Below are 16,390 nucleotides of genomic sequence, written 5' to 3'. Positions count from 1 at the left end.
TGTGCAGGAAGTGACGCTAGTCTAGGCTCATTCGGTGGAGGCACCGCGCCGATATGCATCGGCGTGCCGGAAACGCCCCATGAGATGCCCCTGACGACATCGCCGAGCGCAGTCCCGTATCGAGCAGCACAAGGCTCGAGCCCGATGTCGCATTTACCTGCAGTGGAGATGTCCCGATGAAAGTCGTCACCCTGGCAAGCCCCGGAGGCCTCGATCAGCTTCGCGTGGAACAACGCAGTGCGCCCGGGGACCCCGGGCCCGGTGAGATCAAGGTAAGAATCCATGCCAGTTCGTTGAATTTTCATGATTATGGCGTGGTGGCCGGTGCCATGCCCACCGAGGATGGGCGTATCCCGATGTCCGATGGTGCCGGCGTGGTAGCGGCCGTTGGTGAAGGTGTCGATGAGTTCGCGGTGGGGGACTCGGTGGTGTCTACCTTCTTCCCTGAGTGGCTCAGCGGGCTAGCCGAGGTCGGCGACTTCAAGACCGTGCCCGGCGATGGTGTCGATGGCTATGCCCGTGAGGAGGTGGTCCGCCCGGCGACGTGCTTTACCCGTTCGCCCAAGGGCTACAGCCACGCCGAAGCCGCCACACTGACCACGGCAGGGCTGACCGCCTGGCGAGCGCTGGTGGTGGAAGGGGGCATCAAGCCCGGTGATAGCGTGTTGGTGCTGGGCACCGGCGGCGTCTCGATTTTCGCCCTGCAGATCGCCAAGCGACTCGGTGCGACGGTCATTGCCACCTCCTCTTCCGACGCCAAGATCGCCAAGCTCAAGGCGCTGGGTGCCGACCACACGATCAATTACCGTGACGAGCCCGAATGGGGCCAGAAGGTCAAGCAGTTGACCGACGGGCGCGGTGTCGATCATGTCGTGGAGGTCGGCGGACCCGTGACGCTGGCCCAGTCCATCGACGCCGTGCGCATCGGTGGCAGCATCGTGCTGATCGGCGTGTTGACAGGTCAAGGAGGAGAGATTCCCACGGTCAAGCTGATGGCCAAGCAGATCCGTCTTCATGGCGTTATTGTCGGCAGTCGCAAGGACCAGCAGGACATGGTCCGAGCCCTCGAGACGATGGCACTCAAGCCGGTGATCGATAGCCGCTTCGCGCTCGAGGATATCGCCGATGCCTTCCGTCATCAGGAAGCGCAGAAGCACTTCGGCAAGATCTGCCTGGAGTTCTGACCTCGCGACTTGGGCACCACGAAAATCGCCTTTAGTGGCCTGCGAAAAGGCCGTCCTGTGATGGGGCGGCCTTTTCGTTGTACGCCAGGCACGGCGCGTAGCACCGTGACGGGTGCTGACGGTGCAGGACTCAGGGGGCGGCAGCGCAGCTCTCTAGCCGCGTGAATGGCGATATCCTTTGCAAGTTGCTGGGTACGAGATACCGGGAACGGGCGGGGAGGTAGCAAGCCGCTGCCTCATCACACGGCGTGGCCTCACTATCCTGATGCCGCTGTGCTATCGCCTCGTTCTCTGCCGACATCCCGGGCTGTCGAGCTCTCGCAATCCTGTCGAAGTACAAGAGACCTGCCGGCAAGAACAAGCGCTGAAAGGTGTTGAACTTTCGCGTGGAAAGAACGCCGTGTCACACCACTATTTCTGTCTTTATTGATCTCGATTCGGTATGAGGCCGCATTTCCTGGTCGCGGTGTGCCGCGGTGTTTCGCCCATTGGAATGCCTGTGGGTGCCTGCGTAATGTGGAGGATGACTGTCGTCGGAGCCGCATTGCACGAGTATGAGCACGGTACGGCAGGGGAACGTGGGGAATGGCCTCTATCGGCGTCGAGTCGCGGAAAAGCGTATGTCGACTGCCATGCAGAAGCTGATTCATGGTTCAGATATTTCTGGCAGGGAAGCCAAAATGCGCCATCGACTACCTTGGAGGTTTTTTCTTGCGTGGGTTATTGCTGCCGGATGTCTAGTGGCGGCTCTGCAGGCTCAGGCGAATACCATTACCAGCTACACATCGGATGTTGTCGTAGCGCCGGATCGCTCGGTCACTGTGACCGAGCGGTTTGTCGTCAATTCAAGCGGCGCGTCGATGCGGGGCGGTGTATTTCGTGATGTGATGAATGTCGTTGTCGACGGCATGGGCTTCAGCACTACCCAATCGCTAAAGGTATTATCCGTAAAGCGCGATGGCAGCGACGAGCGTTATCGCCTTAGCGCGATTCTCGGCGGCAAGCGTATCCAGTTAGGTGATCGTTATGGCTCGCTGAGCCGAGGGCGCCATCGCTTTGAGATCAGCTATCGAATGAAGGCGGTTGTCGATTTATTTGAAGGCTATGATCAGCTGTATTGGTCGGCCGCAGGGGGGCTCTCCTACCTGCCCATTGTCGAGGCGCAAACCACGGTGTCACTACCGCCGGGGGCTAACATAAAGAGCTTGTCGGCATACTCCAACATCGCTGGCTCGGCGGGGGATCCTGCGCGCGCGGAGCGCCTGTCAAACCGGCAGGCACGCTTTACAGTGCGGGATTCTCTGGCGTCCGGAGACAGGGTGAGTGTTCGAGTGACCTTCGATAAGGGCGTGATACAACCGCCTGGGTTCCTCAGCCTGACGCTGGGATGGTTGAAAGACGGTCATCGCTCCCTTGTACCGAGCCTTTTGGTGCTGTTGGTGCTTGGTTACTACACGATCTCGTGGTGGCGGTTCGGCAGGAGTCCTGAGCGCGGTATTGTCATCCCACGCTTTGCTCCGCCCAAGGACGTGTCACCTTCTCTTGCGCACTATATTTATCACGGTGGTTGGGAGAAAAAGGGGTGCGTGGCGCTCTGTGCGGCGATCTTCTATCTGCTTATCAACAAGCACTCCAAGATTCATGTCTCTAGCGCGCCAACCATGACGCTCAGCCTGAGAAGAAACGACGACGGTGATGAATTACCCCTTGCAGAGAAGGTGGTGTTCTATCGGCAAGCAGGTAAGAAGTCGGTGGCGTTTGGGAAAGTGATATCCCCGGCCATGAATGACACTTGTGGCGCCTTTATCAAGGTTCAGAAGGATGTCTATAGCGGTATCTATTACAGGATAAGTGATGCACAGATTTCTATCGGGTGGGTGGTGGTCGTCTTGTCGTTATTCCTGTTGCTTGGCACAGGGAGCGTGACATTGTATTCCCTTGCCATCGGCTTGTTGTTTGCTGCCATGCTGTCGTTTATATCAAGGGTCTATATTCGCAAGTATCGCCGTGATGAACGTGTGGATATCAAGAAATTTGTCGTCGCAGGCAGCCTGCTCTTTGTCCTTCTGCTGGTGCTTGTCCCATTGGTGGTGACCGGTGTGTCGCACTCGTACGCGTTTAGGTCGGGGACATACCTGGCGTATATGGCGGTGGTGACGATTCCGACGCTTGCCATCGTCTTCTCGCTGATTCGCCTCACCCCCACCGCTCAGGGGGTCGCGGTCATGGACGAGCTGGAGGGCTTGCGGCGCTATCTAGGTGCCACGCAGCAGAACGAACCGGCGTGTCACGATGAGCCGGCTCTCGACCGCGATCGCTTCGAGGCGTTGCTGCCGTATGCCATCGCACTGGGCGTGCATGAACCCTTTGCCAAGCGATGGGATCGGGTGCGTGAAAGACAGGGCGGACCCGAGTATCGGCCGGCCTGGTTTGCTAGCCAGAGCTACTTTTCCGCGACCGCACTCGTATCCACTGTCAATTTCGTGATCGATGGCCTGTCATTTTCCCTGGCGGCGGCTGCCGGTGAACTCACCGGCGATGATGTCGCTTCGGATGTGACCAATATCGGGGGTATCAGCGACGGCGACAGTGGTAGCAGAGGTGACAGCGGGGGATGTAGCAGTGGTGGCGGTGATAGTGGCGGTGGTGGCGGCGATAGTGGCGGCGGTGGCGGAGACTGCTAGCGCACCGGCGCTGTCCTTGGCGGGCGTCATGCCTGCCGAGGCGCCTAGCCGGGCAGCCGTTTGTCCGCGCGGATCGCCTGTTCCAGGTTCATCGCCTTGCACCTGTACGCCGAGCAGTTGGCGCAGCTGACATTCGGACCGTCTTGTTGCTTGATCGGCAGCAGGAACCGGGTATGGCCACAGATCGTACAGCAGAGGTCGAGGGTTACCCGAATCATGACTGAACCTCTCGCCACGCGATGCTCTCCCGCGACATCTTGAGCATCAGTGTTCGCGACAGGTTCAGGGTGCGCAGCGTGTAAGAGGGGGCGAGGCTGTCTTCCCACTGGGAGCGAGTGGCATGAAACTCATCGCATGCCGTGCAGCGCAGCTCGTCCCAGTCGAGGCCGCCCGTGGCGCTGGCTTCGTGATGGCCGCAGCGCGTGCAGTTGATGGGATATGTCATGACCTACCCTCCTTCGAGCGTCAATTGGGGGCGCGAACCGTTGTTGCCCGCGCCTGCCTGCGTTGAGTATCTTCCACATCGGGCATGACGCTTTGATGATATCTGGGTGATGGTTTGCCGTGCCGACGCTGGTCACGTCGTGGTCGTGGGGTGACGGGGCGCCAGCTGCCCGTGACGCCTCGGTGTGAGGGTGATGACGACCGAGGTCCCAGGGCCTTGGCCGGCCTTTCACCGTGACGACGGGGGCGTCAGGGGGCGTCAGGGGGCGTCAGGGGGCGTCGTTGGACCAGAGGTGTTGCCAGGGCCGTAGCAGGATGGCCAGCACCGTGACGACGGGGGCGTCAGGGGGCGTCGTTGGACCAGAGGTGCTGCCAGGGCCGCAGCAGGATGGCCAGCACCAGGGCGGCGTAGAGTGCGGCGATGACATCGTCGCCAACGATACCCAGGCCGCCGCCGATGGTTTCGACTTGCATGACCGGCGGGACCTTGGTGACGTCGAACAGGCGGAACAGCAGGTAGCCCGCGGCTAGCGTCAGCAGACGCGGTGCGGCGGCAAGTCCGAGCACGGCGAGCGGCATGGCAACCCATTCATCGGCGACGATCTGGGCTGCATCGCCGCCACCCAGCCATCCCGATGCCAGGTGGCAAAGCGGCACCGCGAGCACGATCAGCGCCAGGCTGATGGCCCAGCGTTGGCCCACGGGACGGCCCAGCAGCCACCACGCCAGGGGCAGGCCGAGCAAGGAGCCGACGGTGCCGGGTGCCCAGGGAGAATGGCCGAGTCCAAGGCCGGTCGCGAGCCACATCAGCAGATCTTGCATGGTAGAGCGTTCCTCGTGCGGAGCCTGCCTGGCCGAGCAGGGTCGCGATGGTCGTGGCCGGCGGTGTCTGGGCACCGACGACGGTGATGAGCGGCAAGGGTCGAGACTACGGTCGGGACTACTCTCAGGTCGACTCTCAGGTCGACTCTCAGGTCGACTCTCAGGTCGACTCTCAGGTCGACTCTCAGGTCGACTCTCAGGTCGACTCTCAGGACTACAGCAGCACGCCCTGCGCCGGGACCAGGGCGGGGGGCGCGTCGAGGTCGTTGAGCTCGCTGACGGCGCGTTCGATGTTACGGCAAATGGCGCCCAGCGCCAGATCGTTGGGCTGGGTATCGAACGGGTCGGCGATCTGGTCGCCCAGGGCATCGAGGCCGAAGAAGGTATAGGCCAGCACGCAGACGGCAAAGGGCGTGAACCAGCCGATGTTCTCGATCAGACAAAATGGCAGCATGAAGCAATAGATATGCACCACGCGGTGAAGCATCAGAATATAGGGGTAGGGAATCGGTGTCGTCTTGATCCGCTCACACCCGCCCAGCACATAGGTCATGCGGGTGAGCTGTCGATCCATTTCCACCCGCACCATGTCGCTTGCGCCCTGGTCGCTGGCGCGGTCCATCAGGCGGCGCCCGAGGTGCCCCAGTAGCGCGTTCGGAGGGCTCTGCGCATCTAGCACCGAGGCGAACGGGCCTCCGTAAAGCACGCGTCGGGCATCTTCGCCGGGTGCTTGATCGCGCAGGTGGTCCTTGAGCAGGTAGGCGAAGGCCGTGATCGCATCATTCAGTTCACGGCGCTGCGGTTCGTTGTCGGGCAGCAGACTGCGGCCCTGGCGGGCCAGGGTGCGACTGACGATGGCCAGTTCGCCCCACAGCGTGCGTGCCTCCCAGAAGCGCTGATAGGCGGCGGTATTGCGAAAGGTCAGGAAGATGGCCAGCGTCAGCCCCCACAGCGTGAAGGGGGTGGCGGTGAGCACCATCTGGAAGTCGAACAGGCTACCGTGGGTCATGGTAATGATCGAGCTGATCAGTACGGTAAACACGACCTTCTTCCAGATGGCCGGAATGATCGAGCCCTTCAACGAGAACAGGAGTACCGCCGTTGTCGGGGTCTGGGAATTCACGATCATGGCGCCGGCTCCGAAAAATCAGGGCCCGAATAGTAGCACGGGCGCCCGATGCGAGAAGGCCTTTGCCTGGGGCAAAAATGCAGCGTAAGCGGAGACGGAGTGATGAGCTTTCTCGAGATGTCAGACGACGCCTTGTGGCAGATCGCCAATCCGCTCATGGACCACCTGATGGAGGCCTCGGCGCAACGCGACCACGGCGAGCACTGTCGGGATTTCACCGAGCGCATGAAGGCTATCGTTACCCCCGAGCACCTGCTCCGGGTATGCGAGGCCTATCAACGCGAGAAGGGACACTTCACCGAGCGTGAGCCCGTTGCCGTGTTCAAGCGGGCCGACTCGGTGGCGCTGGTGTGGCGACAGCGGTTCAGCCACGCCGATGGCGACTTCGTGGCCGAGATGGTGCTGGTGCATCGCAACGGGCGCTACCTGGTGGACCACGCCATGGTGTTCTAGCTCGTGTGGGTGGCGCTGGTGTGGCGACAGCGGTTCAGCCACGCCGATGGCGACTTCGTGGCCGAGATGGTGCTGGTGCATCGCAACGGGCGCTACCTGGTGGACCACGCCGTGGTGTTCTAGCCCGTGTGGGTGGCGCTGGTGTAGCGACAGCGGTTCAGTCACGCCGATGGCGACTTCGTGGCCGAGATGGTGCTGGTGCATCGCAACGGGCGCTACCTGGTGGACCACGCCGTGGTGTTCTAGCCCGTGTGGTCGACGACCGTGTGACAGCGGGCGGTGCCGGTCGGCCAGCGACCGCCCCCGGGGCCTGCTAGCGCCGGCGTGAGCGTGATGCGTCGCTCGTCCGATGGACCACCGGCCTGACTCGTTGGCTGTCCGCGGTCGCGGCGGGCGAGGGGGCGGTGGCCGGCATGACGAGGGGCGGCGCGCCGATCGGCGCTGCGTTATTGGCGCCGGTGCTCGCGGCGAGATCGTTTTCCGCTTCGGGAATCACGTCCACTTCCACTTCCAGGCGCTGGTGGCCCCCGCCGGTGACCACGCCCTTGAGCGGGGCCACGTCGTCATAGTCGCGGCCCCAGCCCAGGAGCAGGTGGCGCTCGCCTGCCCGGGTGCCATTGGTGGGGTCGAAGTCGAGCCAGCCCCAGCCGGGGATCAGCACCGAGAACCAGGCATGGGAAGCATCGGCGCCGATCAGGCGCGGCTGCCCAGGAGGCGGCAGGGTTTCCAGATAACCACTGACGTATCGCGCGGCGAGACCGACCGAACGCAGCGCCGCAATGGCCAGGTGGGCGAAGTCCTGGCACACGCCGCGACGGTGATGAAGCACTTCCTGGGGCGTGGTTTCCAGGGTGCTGAAGTCGGTATCGTAGGTGAAGTGCTCGAAGATGTGGCGGTTGAGGGCATCGACCGCTTGCACCAGGTCGCGCCGAGGTGACAGACATTCTGCTACCCAGGCGGCGAGCAGGGGCCGGCGCTCGATGAACGCCGAGTTCTGCAGGAAAGGCTGCGCCTCCCGGCTCAGCGCGCAGGTGCCTTTGGCCAGGGCGTCGCGGCACGCTTCCCACGGCAGGGGCCGGCTCGGGGGGGCCGGGCGGGGCAGCGTGGTGACTCGGGCGTGGAGGGTGACCTCCAGGGTCTGGTGTGGGGTATCGATGGCGAACAGCGATACCGCATTGCCGAAGGCATCGTGCCGCGCCATCCGCCGGCAGGGCCCCGGTGTGATAGCCAACTGGGCGTCGTCGACGCGCTGCCAGGGCAGGCTGCGCGGGGTCAGCCGCGCCTCGTTCTCGCTGTGGCTGACGGACTGGCTATAGCGATAGCGGGTGGTGTGACGCAGGCGATAGATCATGCCGCCACTCCGTGGTGCGGCGTGGCACGTAGTGCCGGTAACCTTGCGCCAGGCGGCATCGGAGCGGACTCCGGCGCCACGCAGGCGAGCCGGGGGAGCGGGCAGGCGTCAGACAAGAAAGGGGGGACGACGGGCATGGTGGGGAGCGTTCATCTCGCAGCGTTTGGCCGGCCAGATCGGCATGAGTCGTGACGGCTCAAGATTTACCGTACTCCTGATCGCGTCTCAAGTGCTTCCTTTGCGCCAGCGTTCGGTATCGGGGCAGAGGCTTCTCGCCATGGGGTCATGCTGCCCTGCCTTGGTGCAAGTCATGGGCCGGGTGGTGTCACCGGCGCATGTCGAATGGCTATAGGTTAATCATTCTATCGACTTTCGCCCACGGCAGCGCTGGTTTTGGGCTCTCCCCCCTCGATTCCCTGTCCATTGGTACATCACTTGCTATACAGACTGTAGGGCTCGCGCACGGCGAGCAGGCCGGTGCTGGCACCGGTCGACGCAGAGCGGTCGCTAGCGGCCGACGACGAGAGGTGGTGCCGATGAGTCAGGTCGACTGGCAGCGATATCGCTGCAACGAGTTCTACGATGAACTGATGGCCACACCCGGTATGCCCCGAGACGCCGCCAAGATGTTATGCGATGTGCTCGCCGGCTTCGCGCCGGATGAGCTGGCCGAACGCAAGACGGCTGCCGAGATAGCGATCCGCACCATGGGGATCACCTTCACGGTCTACTCGGAAGGCAGCATGATCGATCGAGCCTGGCCCTTCGATATCGTGCCGCGAATCATCCCCGCCGACGAATGGCGACGCACCGAAGCCGGTCTCAAGCAACGGGTCGAGGCATTGAACCTGTTTATCGATGACCTCTACCACGACCAGAAGGTGATCCGAGACGGCGTCTTTCCCGCCGAGGTGTTGGCAAAGTCGGTCAACTTTCGTCAGCAGTGCGTCGGTATCGATCCGCCTCACGGCATCTGGGCGCACATCTGTGGCTCTGACCTGGTGCGCGGCGGTGACGGCACGCTCTACGTGCTGGAAGACAACCTGCGCATCCCCTCCGGCGTGTCCTACATGCTCGAGAATCGCAATGTGACCAAGCGTGTGTTGCCTGAGCTGTTTGCGTCCGGCCAGATCTTGCCGGTGGACGACTACGTGCCCCAGCTCTATGACATGCTCGCTGGACTGTCTCCGCGTCACTGGGACGATCCCCAGGTGGTGGTGTTGACGCCGGGAATCTACAACTCTGCCTACTACGAGCACGCTTATCTGGCCCAGCAGATGGGCGTTCAACTGGTGCAAGGGTCGGATCTGCTGGTGGATGATGACGACGTCGTCCACATGCGGACGGTGGCCGGGCTGACCCGTGTCGACGTCATCTACCGCCGCGTCGACGATGAGTTTCTCGATCCGGAGGCGTTTCGCAAGGAGTCGGTGCTGGGGGTGCCGGGACTGATGCGAGCCTGGCGCAGCGGCAAGGTCGCGCTGGCCAACGCGCCGGGTGCCGGCGTGGCCGACGACAAGGTCGTCTACGCCTTCGTGCCGGAACTGATCCGTTACTACCTTGACCAGGATGCTCTGCTGCCCAACGTGCCCAGCTACCTGTGCATGCGCGACGATGATCGCCGCTATGTGCTCGAGCATCTGCATGAACTGGTGGTCAAGCCGGCCAACGAATCGGGCGGTTACGGCATGCTGATGGGCCCCCAGGCGTCCCAGGATGAGCGCGATGCCTTCGCCGAGTTGATCAAGGCGGACCCGCGCAACTACATGGCTCAGCCCATGCTCAGGCTGTCGACCACCCCGACGCTGTTCGATGGCGCGCCGGAGCCGCGCCATGTGGACCTGCGCCCCTTCATTTTGTCGGGACAAGATGAGACATACGTGACCACGGGCGGGTTGACGCGGGTGGCGCTGGTCGAGGGCTCGCTGGTGGTCAACTCCTCCCAGGGCGGGGGCAGCAAGGACACCTGGATCGTCGAAACCGGGGAGGAATGAGATCATGCTATCGAGAGTCGCCGAGAACCTGTACTGGATGGCCCGTTACATCGAGCGCGCCGAGGACACTGCGCGCCTGATCAGCGTGACCAGCCACCTGATGCTCGACCTGCCGCGGCGTCAGCCGCTGGGCTGGTCGGCCATGATCGACATCACCGGCGGGACCGAGGCTTTCGCCGCGCTTTACGACGAGCGCAACGACCGCAATGTCGTGCAGTTCCTGTGCGCTGACAGGCGCAATCCCGGATCGATCCTGTCGGCGCTGGCCGAGGCGCGGGAAAACCTGCGAACCACCCGGGACGTGGTGCCGCGGGAGGTCTGGGAAGAGGTCAACCAGCTTTACATGGGCGTCGGTGCCCAGGCCGAGAGCGGGTTGGGGCCAGGGCGTCGTGACGTCTTTCTCAAGCAGGTCACCCGGGGCTGTCAGGCATTGACCGGGTTGATCGAGGGCACCCTGAGTCACGGCATGCCGCGGACCTTCATGACGCTGGGTCGGCAGCTCGAGCGGGCGGACATGACCACCCGAATCATCGACGTTCGCTCGGGCAATCTATTGCCGCGGCATCCCGACGACATCCTGCCGTTTGAACACCTGCAGTGGATGAGCGTGCTCAAGTCGTTGACCGCCTACCAGATGTATCGCCAACACGTGCGCCTGCGGGTCCGAGCCACCGATGTACTGACCTTCTTGTTGCAGGACGCTCAATTGCCGCGAGCGGTGTCGCGCAGCCTCAAGGATGTTGCCCGATCACTGCGGGCCCTGCCGCGCCACGACAGGGCGCTGGCGGCGGCCACCCTGGTGCATGCCGATGTGGCCGAGGCGGACGTCAAGGCGATGGTGCGCTCGCCAGAGGTGCTGCACGAATTCATCGACACGCTGCAGGTCGGGCTTGGTCATTTGCATGACGCCATCGCCCGGACCTATTTCCCCACGCCCTGGGAGGCGTTGAGCGAACCCGAGGCGGCGGCACGCCAGGCTTGAAGGCGGCGGGAGCCGTCGCTGCAGAGCGGCGACGGCCGGGTCATGGGGTCAGTCGCCGTGGGGCCTGCTACTCCCGGCCCAGGAGTCGGTCCAGGAAGGCGAGCTGGTCCGCTACCAGGGCTTCGTGGGCCTGTCCCTGATAGATATCGAAGTGGCCACAGTCGTAGGTCTTCACGACGGCCCTGGCCCCTAGCTTGGCGGCGGCGCGATAGCCTGGCGCGATGGGCGTCACGGTGTCGCGCAAGCACAGCTGCAGCAGCACCGGGCAGCGGATCCTGCCGGCGCGCTTGAGGGGCCGATAAAGGCTCAGGGTCAGCAGCACTCGCGCCGACATGCTGTTGTCGAAGTTGGGTTCGGCAAAGGACAGGACGCCATCGACCGCGCCGGGAGCGGTCAGGGCCGCGTGGCCGCCCGGCTCAGCCACGATGGGCAGGCGCAAGGGGTCGATGCCGGCCAGGCCTCGCAGGCTGTCTTCGATGGCGCTGAGTGCCAGCCGCAGCGTGGGCTTGAGGCCATCACGGCGCAACTTCGCGAGTACCGAGGCCCGCCCGTCCAGCATCGGGTTCTGGGCGATGACCGCGGCGATATCGTGACGCCTGGCGGCGATGTGCATGACGTGGCCGCTGGAAAATGACGTGCCCCACAGCACGAGCGGTGCCGGAGGGTCGAGGCGCTGGGCGAACGCAATGGCGGCGCTCCAGTCGGTCAGCTGGTTATCGACGGTGATCAGCTGGCGCGGCTTGCCGTTGGAGCGACCGAAGTAGCGATAGTCGAACCCCACCACCCGAATACCGGACCGGGACAGCCGACGGGCGAAGTCGATCAGTCCACCATCGATGGTGCCGCCGAGGCCGTGAGCCATCACCAGGGTGGCCCTGGCCGGCTCCTGCTGGGGCACGAACTGCCAGCCACGGCAGACGGTGCCTGCGCTGACGAAGGCCGCCTCATGGGCGCCCGCGGGCAGTTCGAGGTGGGTGCCGCTGCCGTTGTCGGCGCCCTGCTGGCCGCGATCTCGGCGTTGGATCAAGCGTAGCGTCATGGATTCTGTGCCAGGTTGCGGTGAAGAGCAGGCTCGATGGCTCGCGTCATGTACACGCTGTTGGGATCGTCCACATAGTTCCCGAACGGTGGGCATGGCCGAAATCCATGGCGTTCGTAGAAGGCCCTGGCCGGGGCAAAGCCGGGCTGGGAGCCGGTCTCCAGGCTCAACCGACGGTGGCCTCGGCGCCGCGCTTCGTCACCCACATGCGCCAGCAGTCGTGTGGCGACTCCTCGACGCAGGTGGCTGTTGGCGGTGCGCATCGACTTGATCTCGCCATGGCTGGCGCTGATGGTCTTGAGTGCCACGCAGCCCGCCAGCACCTCGCCGTCCCAGGCACCCCACAGCGTCACGTCCGGCGCTCGAAGGCCATCCAGCGTCAGCGCGTGATGGCTTTGCGGTGGTGATTGAGGGGCTAGCGCCTTGAGATTGGCGCGATGGGCGCGAATCAGGGCGATCATGGCGGGGTGACTCAGGTCATCTTCGATAATGCGCAGCACGTCGGCCTCTGGGGCGGTTCGTCGTGCTGTCAGATTAGCCGATTTTTGACCGTCAGGCACCGCCCGCCGCGGCGGGGCAATCCGCGTCGAATCGGGGTATTCGATGCGCATCTGAGCGCGTAAATCAGGAGGCCAAGGCCAAGTCGCTGGCACGGCGACGCGGGGTGTGTGGCCCGGGGGGCGTCGGGTTCCTGCGCCGTGCCGGGAGCTGTTCGACACCTAAGGGGTTGCCGGTGGCATCCATGTTGAGGATCCCGCGCTTGGTTTCGCTGATGGAGGTGGCGAGCTGCAAGGAGGCGCGCATATCGCTGGCCAACACCGTATGGCACAGGGCCGCGGCCTCGCGGGCTTGCTTCAGGCGGCGATCACGGTGGAGCCGCACCTCGGCCCAGGCAACGAAGACGATCAGCCCACCGCCCGCCGACAGCGGCAACCAGATCAACGAACTCTGGCCCTGGAACAGGGCCGATGCCGGTGCCACGGACAGGGCCGACAGCCCCTTGAGTGATGCCGCCAGCGACAGCTCGGCGACCAGGGCGCTGGCCAGAGGCCACAGCATGTAGGCAAAGCCCACCCAGGCGACCAGCGTGACCAGGCTGTAGCACAGCATCACATGGGTCTTCTGGCGGCGGGGAAGGCTGATGATCGGGCTCATGACTTGAATCCTCGGTCGGGGCTGGTCCAGGTGGCGAGCTTGCCGCGCTTGCGACATAGCGTCAGCGGCAGGGCGGCGATGGTGGTGAAGAAGCTGATGACCCAGTAGGCGAGCGGGTACCAGATCAGCCAGTAGTAGAAGCGACTGACGCGGGGCTCGTAGCGGGCATCGATCAGCATGCTGACCATGAACTGGGCCAGACAGATCACACCGAGCAGCAGGCCGTAAGAGCGTGGAGCCAGGCCATTGACGTGAACCTCGGCCGGCAGCAGGCCGAACAGGCTCGCGATCCAAAGCCCAATCAGGGTGGCCATCACATAGGCCCACACCAGGCTAGTGACGTATTCCAGGTACAGCGGCCACATGCGCCACTGGCGGACGGCACACAGGCGATTGGCATAGGTCATGACCACCTCGGTGCCACCCCGGGCCCAGCGCAGGCGCTGTTTCCACAGCCCCTTGAGGGTCTCCGGCATCAGGATGTAGCACAGGGCGTGGGGTTCGTAGCGGATGTCCCAGCCGGCCAACTGCAGGCGCCAGCTGACATCGATGTCCTCGGTCAGCATATCGGTGGCCCAGTAGTCGACGTCGTGCAGGGCCTGCTTGCGGAAGGCGGCGATGACGCCCGAGATGGTGAACAGGCGGCCATAGGCGTGCTGCGCGCGCTTGATCATGCCGATAATCGACGAAAACTCGCCGACCTGAAGCTTCCCGAGCAGCGTCGAGCGGTTGCGGATGCGTGGGTTGCCGGTGACGGCGCCGATCCGCGGGTCCTCGATCATCGGCGCCACCATCCAGCTCAGCGCATGGGGGTGGAGCAGTGCATCGCCGTCGATACACACCAGGTATTCGGCACGCGAGGCCAGCGTGCCCATGCGCAGGGCGTTGGCCTTGCCCAGGTTACGATCCAGGTGCAGGGTGCGAACGCGGTCATGGCGCTCGGCGAGGCGGTCGAGGTACACCGCGGTGTCGTCCGTGCTGCCGTCGTTGATCATGATGATCTCGAAATTCGCGTAGTGCTGCAGGAGCAGGGTCTGGACCACTTCCTCGACGTTGTCGCTTTCGTTGTGGCAGGGCACCAGGATCGACACCATGGGCGCGTCACGCAGCGCAGGCGGCGAATCCACATCGCCGGACCCTCGCTCATAGCGCAGAAAATGATAGAGACCACCGCCCATCCAGAACAAGGCGAGGGTCGCGGGGTAGAAGAAGGCGAAGGCCTGCGCCGCTTCGATGGCATCCTGAAACATGGGCCTAATCCTTCGCGTAGGGGAAGATGGCGTTGGAGATCACGCCGCGAATGGCAGGCACCGGCGGCTCGCCCTGGATGAAGTCGTCCGGGTAGTAGCCCATGTGGCGAACGCCGGCCCGCTCCAGCAGGGTCATCAGCTCGGGGAGGCGCTGGCCAGGCTCCAGGCTGCCGGTGCGCCAGTCCACCGCCTGGAGTTCGAAGATGGTGCTGTCCAGCGCATTGGGGGTCTGCTTGACCGCCTCGACCAGGTCCAACAGCCAGCCGCGGGGATCATCGCTGCCCTCGAACCAGGGCATCGCCATGATCGCGGTGTAGTCGTAGGCGGCATTGAACTGGCCCAGGTCCTGGGCGAACCAGGCCCGGCTTTCTGGCGTCAGGACTGTCGAGGCGAACAGGTTGCGCGAGGTCTTCAGGGCGCTGCGATTGCGCTCCGCGGCCTGCTGCAGTTCCTTGGTGAAGTCGATCAGGTACTGGCTGCGGGCGAGCGGGTCACCGGGGTAGAGCTGCGGCAGCTCCGTCTCGCGCAGCAGGCCATCGTCATGAAAGTGGATGCCGGCGATCGCCGCCGAGGCGGTCAGGTCCTCGTAGAGATCGACGATGATCTCGCGAGCCTCGGCAGCGGTGGGGTCGAGGCGAAACACGCCACCTGGCTCGGGGTCGGGCAGTGCCAGCCGTTCGCGCTGTTCGACATCGGGCAGCTGCCAGGCCAGGACCGGCATCCAGGCGAATACCTCGGCCCCGGTTCGGGTATAGATTTGCCAGGCCACGCGGCTGAACAGATCCGCACGCATCGGCAGGTGGCGGTTGGGGAAGTACACCGCATCGGCGGCATCATCGCCGTCGGGGTCGGCGAAGGCCTGCAGGAAGACGTAATCAGGCTGTAGTCGGTACAGGCGGCTGATCAGGGCATCGAGGTTCTTCGACTGCTGCTCGAGATCGTCGTCGTATAGATAATCGAGATCGATCTGAATGATGCGCTTGCCGGGCTCTCGCTTGGCCAGGCGCAGGTCGCCGACCAAGTCCTCCAGCGACGGGTTGTCCATGATCAGCTTGCGGTCCAGGCCGAGTAGCGACATGCCGGGCTGGAGGTGCTGCACCGAGCTCTGCAGGCCGAAGGTGATCGGCATGCCGGCGTTGATCGCCAGGGTGTTGGTGGTGCGGCTGTAGGCGCCGTAGGGCCAGACCATGACCCGTGGCGCCTTGCCGGTGTGTTGCTCGATTAGCTCGGCGCTGCGGTTCAGGTCGGCCTGAATCCGGTCGAGGTACTGAGCGTCGTCCTCGTAGTCTGCAGCCTGGGGCAGGTATTCCCGGGTGGTGGCAGCGGGCAGGCTGTTCCCTTGGGGGTTGGCGAGGGTACCGCGGTGCAGGTCGTGGGAGTGTGAGGCGATCTCGACGAGCCCCGAGTCACTCATCTCGCGCACCTGGTCCCAGGTCATGAAGTTGTCGCTGGTGAAGGTCTCGCTGCCGTACTCCACGGCGGTCTCGGGGTTCTCGATCCAATTGGTCACCACGGCCACCACGGCCGGGTAGCGATAGGCCTGGAGCAGCGGAAACAGATGGGTGTAGAAACTCTCCAGGCCATCGTCGAAGGACAGCATGACCGGATTGGGCGGCAGCGGTTGGCCGCCTTCGCTGGCGCTGATGACCTGATCGAGGCTGACCACATTGAATTCGTTGTCGCGCAGCCAGTCGAACTGGCGGGTCAGGTTCTGGGTGCTGATCGCGAACTGGTCGGGGTCGCCGTTGCTGGCGACCCGATCGCGAATGTCGTGGTAGCAGAGGATCGTCAGCACGTCGTTGGTCACGGCGCTGGCCGTCGGGATCAGACCGGTGAACAGCATCAGCGCGATACCAAGCCGAGCGATGACGCCATGGCTGCGAGAGTGGAAGGCGTTAGCCAT

General features: G+C 63.9%; 14 protein-coding genes. 5 read left to right on the top strand and 9 right to left on the bottom strand.

The features are described from left to right. The first annotated feature begins 176 nt into the window (after positions 1–176). Both ACUN9Y_RS16070 and ACUN9Y_RS16065 read left to right on the top strand, forming a co-directional pair. Positions 177–1,184, top strand: a complete 1,008-nt coding sequence (locus ACUN9Y_RS16070) for a zinc-dependent alcohol dehydrogenase family protein (RefSeq protein ID WP_445461737.1) — start codon at positions 177–179, stop codon at positions 1,182–1,184. A gap of 620 nt (positions 1,185–1,804) precedes the next feature. After that, positions 1,805–3,868 carry a DUF2207 family protein gene (locus tag ACUN9Y_RS16065; RefSeq protein WP_445461736.1) on the top strand — a complete coding sequence of 688 codons (2,064 nt, stop codon included), beginning with the start codon at positions 1,805–1,807 and terminating at the stop codon, positions 3,866–3,868. A gap of 214 nt (positions 3,869–4,082) precedes the next feature. Here the strand turns inward: ACUN9Y_RS16065 and ACUN9Y_RS16060 are convergent, their stop codons facing one another. The 3 genes from ACUN9Y_RS16060 to ACUN9Y_RS16050 form a co-directional block, all read right to left on the bottom strand. Beyond that, positions 4,083–4,313, bottom strand: a complete 231-nt coding sequence (locus ACUN9Y_RS16060; protein ID WP_445461735.1) for a hypothetical protein — start codon at positions 4,311–4,313, stop codon at positions 4,083–4,085. A gap of 341 nt (positions 4,314–4,654) precedes the next feature. Continuing rightward, positions 4,655–5,134 carry a phosphatidylglycerophosphatase A family protein gene (locus ACUN9Y_RS16055; RefSeq protein ID WP_445461734.1) on the bottom strand — a complete coding sequence of 160 codons (480 nt, stop codon included), beginning with the start codon at positions 5,132–5,134 and terminating at the stop codon, positions 4,655–4,657. A gap of 214 nt (positions 5,135–5,348) precedes the next feature. Continuing rightward, a complete protein-coding gene (locus ACUN9Y_RS16050) occupies positions 5,349–6,263 on the bottom strand; it encodes a bestrophin family protein (protein WP_445461733.1) in 915 nt (304 codons plus the stop codon). A 102-nt stretch (positions 6,264–6,365) separates the two neighbouring features. On the opposite strand from ACUN9Y_RS16050, the gene ACUN9Y_RS16045 reads away from it, so the two are divergent. Then, positions 6,366–6,716 carry a hypothetical protein gene (locus ACUN9Y_RS16045; protein ID WP_445461732.1) on the top strand — a complete coding sequence of 117 codons (351 nt, stop codon included), beginning with the start codon at positions 6,366–6,368 and terminating at the stop codon, positions 6,714–6,716. A gap of 313 nt (positions 6,717–7,029) precedes the next feature. Here ACUN9Y_RS16045 and ACUN9Y_RS16040 read toward each other — a convergent pair whose 3' ends face one another. Next, positions 7,030–8,067: a transglutaminase family protein gene (locus ACUN9Y_RS16040; RefSeq protein WP_445461731.1), complete on the bottom strand. Its 1,038-nt coding sequence runs from the start codon at positions 8,065–8,067 to the stop codon at positions 7,030–7,032. A gap of 536 nt (positions 8,068–8,603) precedes the next feature. On the opposite strand from ACUN9Y_RS16040, the gene ACUN9Y_RS16035 reads away from it, so the two are divergent. Both ACUN9Y_RS16035 and ACUN9Y_RS16030 read left to right on the top strand, forming a co-directional pair. Further along, a complete protein-coding gene (locus ACUN9Y_RS16035; RefSeq protein WP_445461730.1) occupies positions 8,604–10,061 on the top strand; it encodes a circularly permuted type 2 ATP-grasp protein in 1,458 nt (485 codons plus the stop codon). A gap of 4 nt (positions 10,062–10,065) precedes the next feature. After that, the gene (locus ACUN9Y_RS16030) at positions 10,066–11,043 is read left to right on the top strand and encodes an alpha-E domain-containing protein (protein WP_445461729.1); all 978 of its coding nucleotides are present in this window, start codon (positions 10,066–10,068) and stop codon (positions 11,041–11,043) included. Between the two features lie 67 nt (positions 11,044–11,110). Here the strand turns inward: ACUN9Y_RS16030 and ACUN9Y_RS16025 are convergent, their stop codons facing one another. The 5 genes from ACUN9Y_RS16025 to pgaB all read right to left on the bottom strand — a co-directional run bounded on the left by ACUN9Y_RS16025 (position 11,111) and on the right by pgaB (position 16,390). Continuing rightward, positions 11,111–12,082 carry an alpha/beta hydrolase gene (locus ACUN9Y_RS16025; RefSeq protein ID WP_445461728.1) on the bottom strand — a complete coding sequence of 324 codons (972 nt, stop codon included), beginning with the start codon at positions 12,080–12,082 and terminating at the stop codon, positions 11,111–11,113. After that, entirely contained in the window at positions 12,079–12,582 is a 504-nt protein-coding gene (locus ACUN9Y_RS16020; protein WP_445461727.1) for a GNAT family N-acetyltransferase, read from the bottom strand. Before ACUN9Y_RS16020 ends, ACUN9Y_RS16025 begins: the two co-directional genes overlap by 4 nt. Positions 12,583–12,706: 124 nt before the next feature. Then, positions 12,707–13,237: a poly-beta-1,6-N-acetyl-D-glucosamine biosynthesis protein PgaD gene (gene pgaD / locus ACUN9Y_RS16015; RefSeq protein ID WP_445461726.1), complete on the bottom strand. Its 531-nt coding sequence runs from the start codon at positions 13,235–13,237 to the stop codon at positions 12,707–12,709. Next, complete coding sequence (gene pgaC / locus ACUN9Y_RS16010) at positions 13,234–14,487, bottom strand: poly-beta-1,6-N-acetyl-D-glucosamine synthase (protein ID WP_445461725.1); 1,254 nt, start codon at positions 14,485–14,487, stop codon at positions 13,234–13,236. The genes pgaD and pgaC overlap by 4 nt, the downstream gene beginning before the upstream one ends. 4 nt (positions 14,488–14,491) lie before the next feature. Beyond that, positions 14,492–16,390 (bottom strand): poly-beta-1,6-N-acetyl-D-glucosamine N-deacetylase PgaB, encoded by a 1,899-nt coding sequence (pgaB, locus tag ACUN9Y_RS16005; protein ID WP_445461724.1) that lies wholly within the window; start codon positions 16,388–16,390, stop codon positions 14,492–14,494.

This window comes from Halomonas sp. V046 (assembly GCF_052645355.1).
This window is presented reverse-complemented; position numbering and strand designations above follow the sequence as displayed.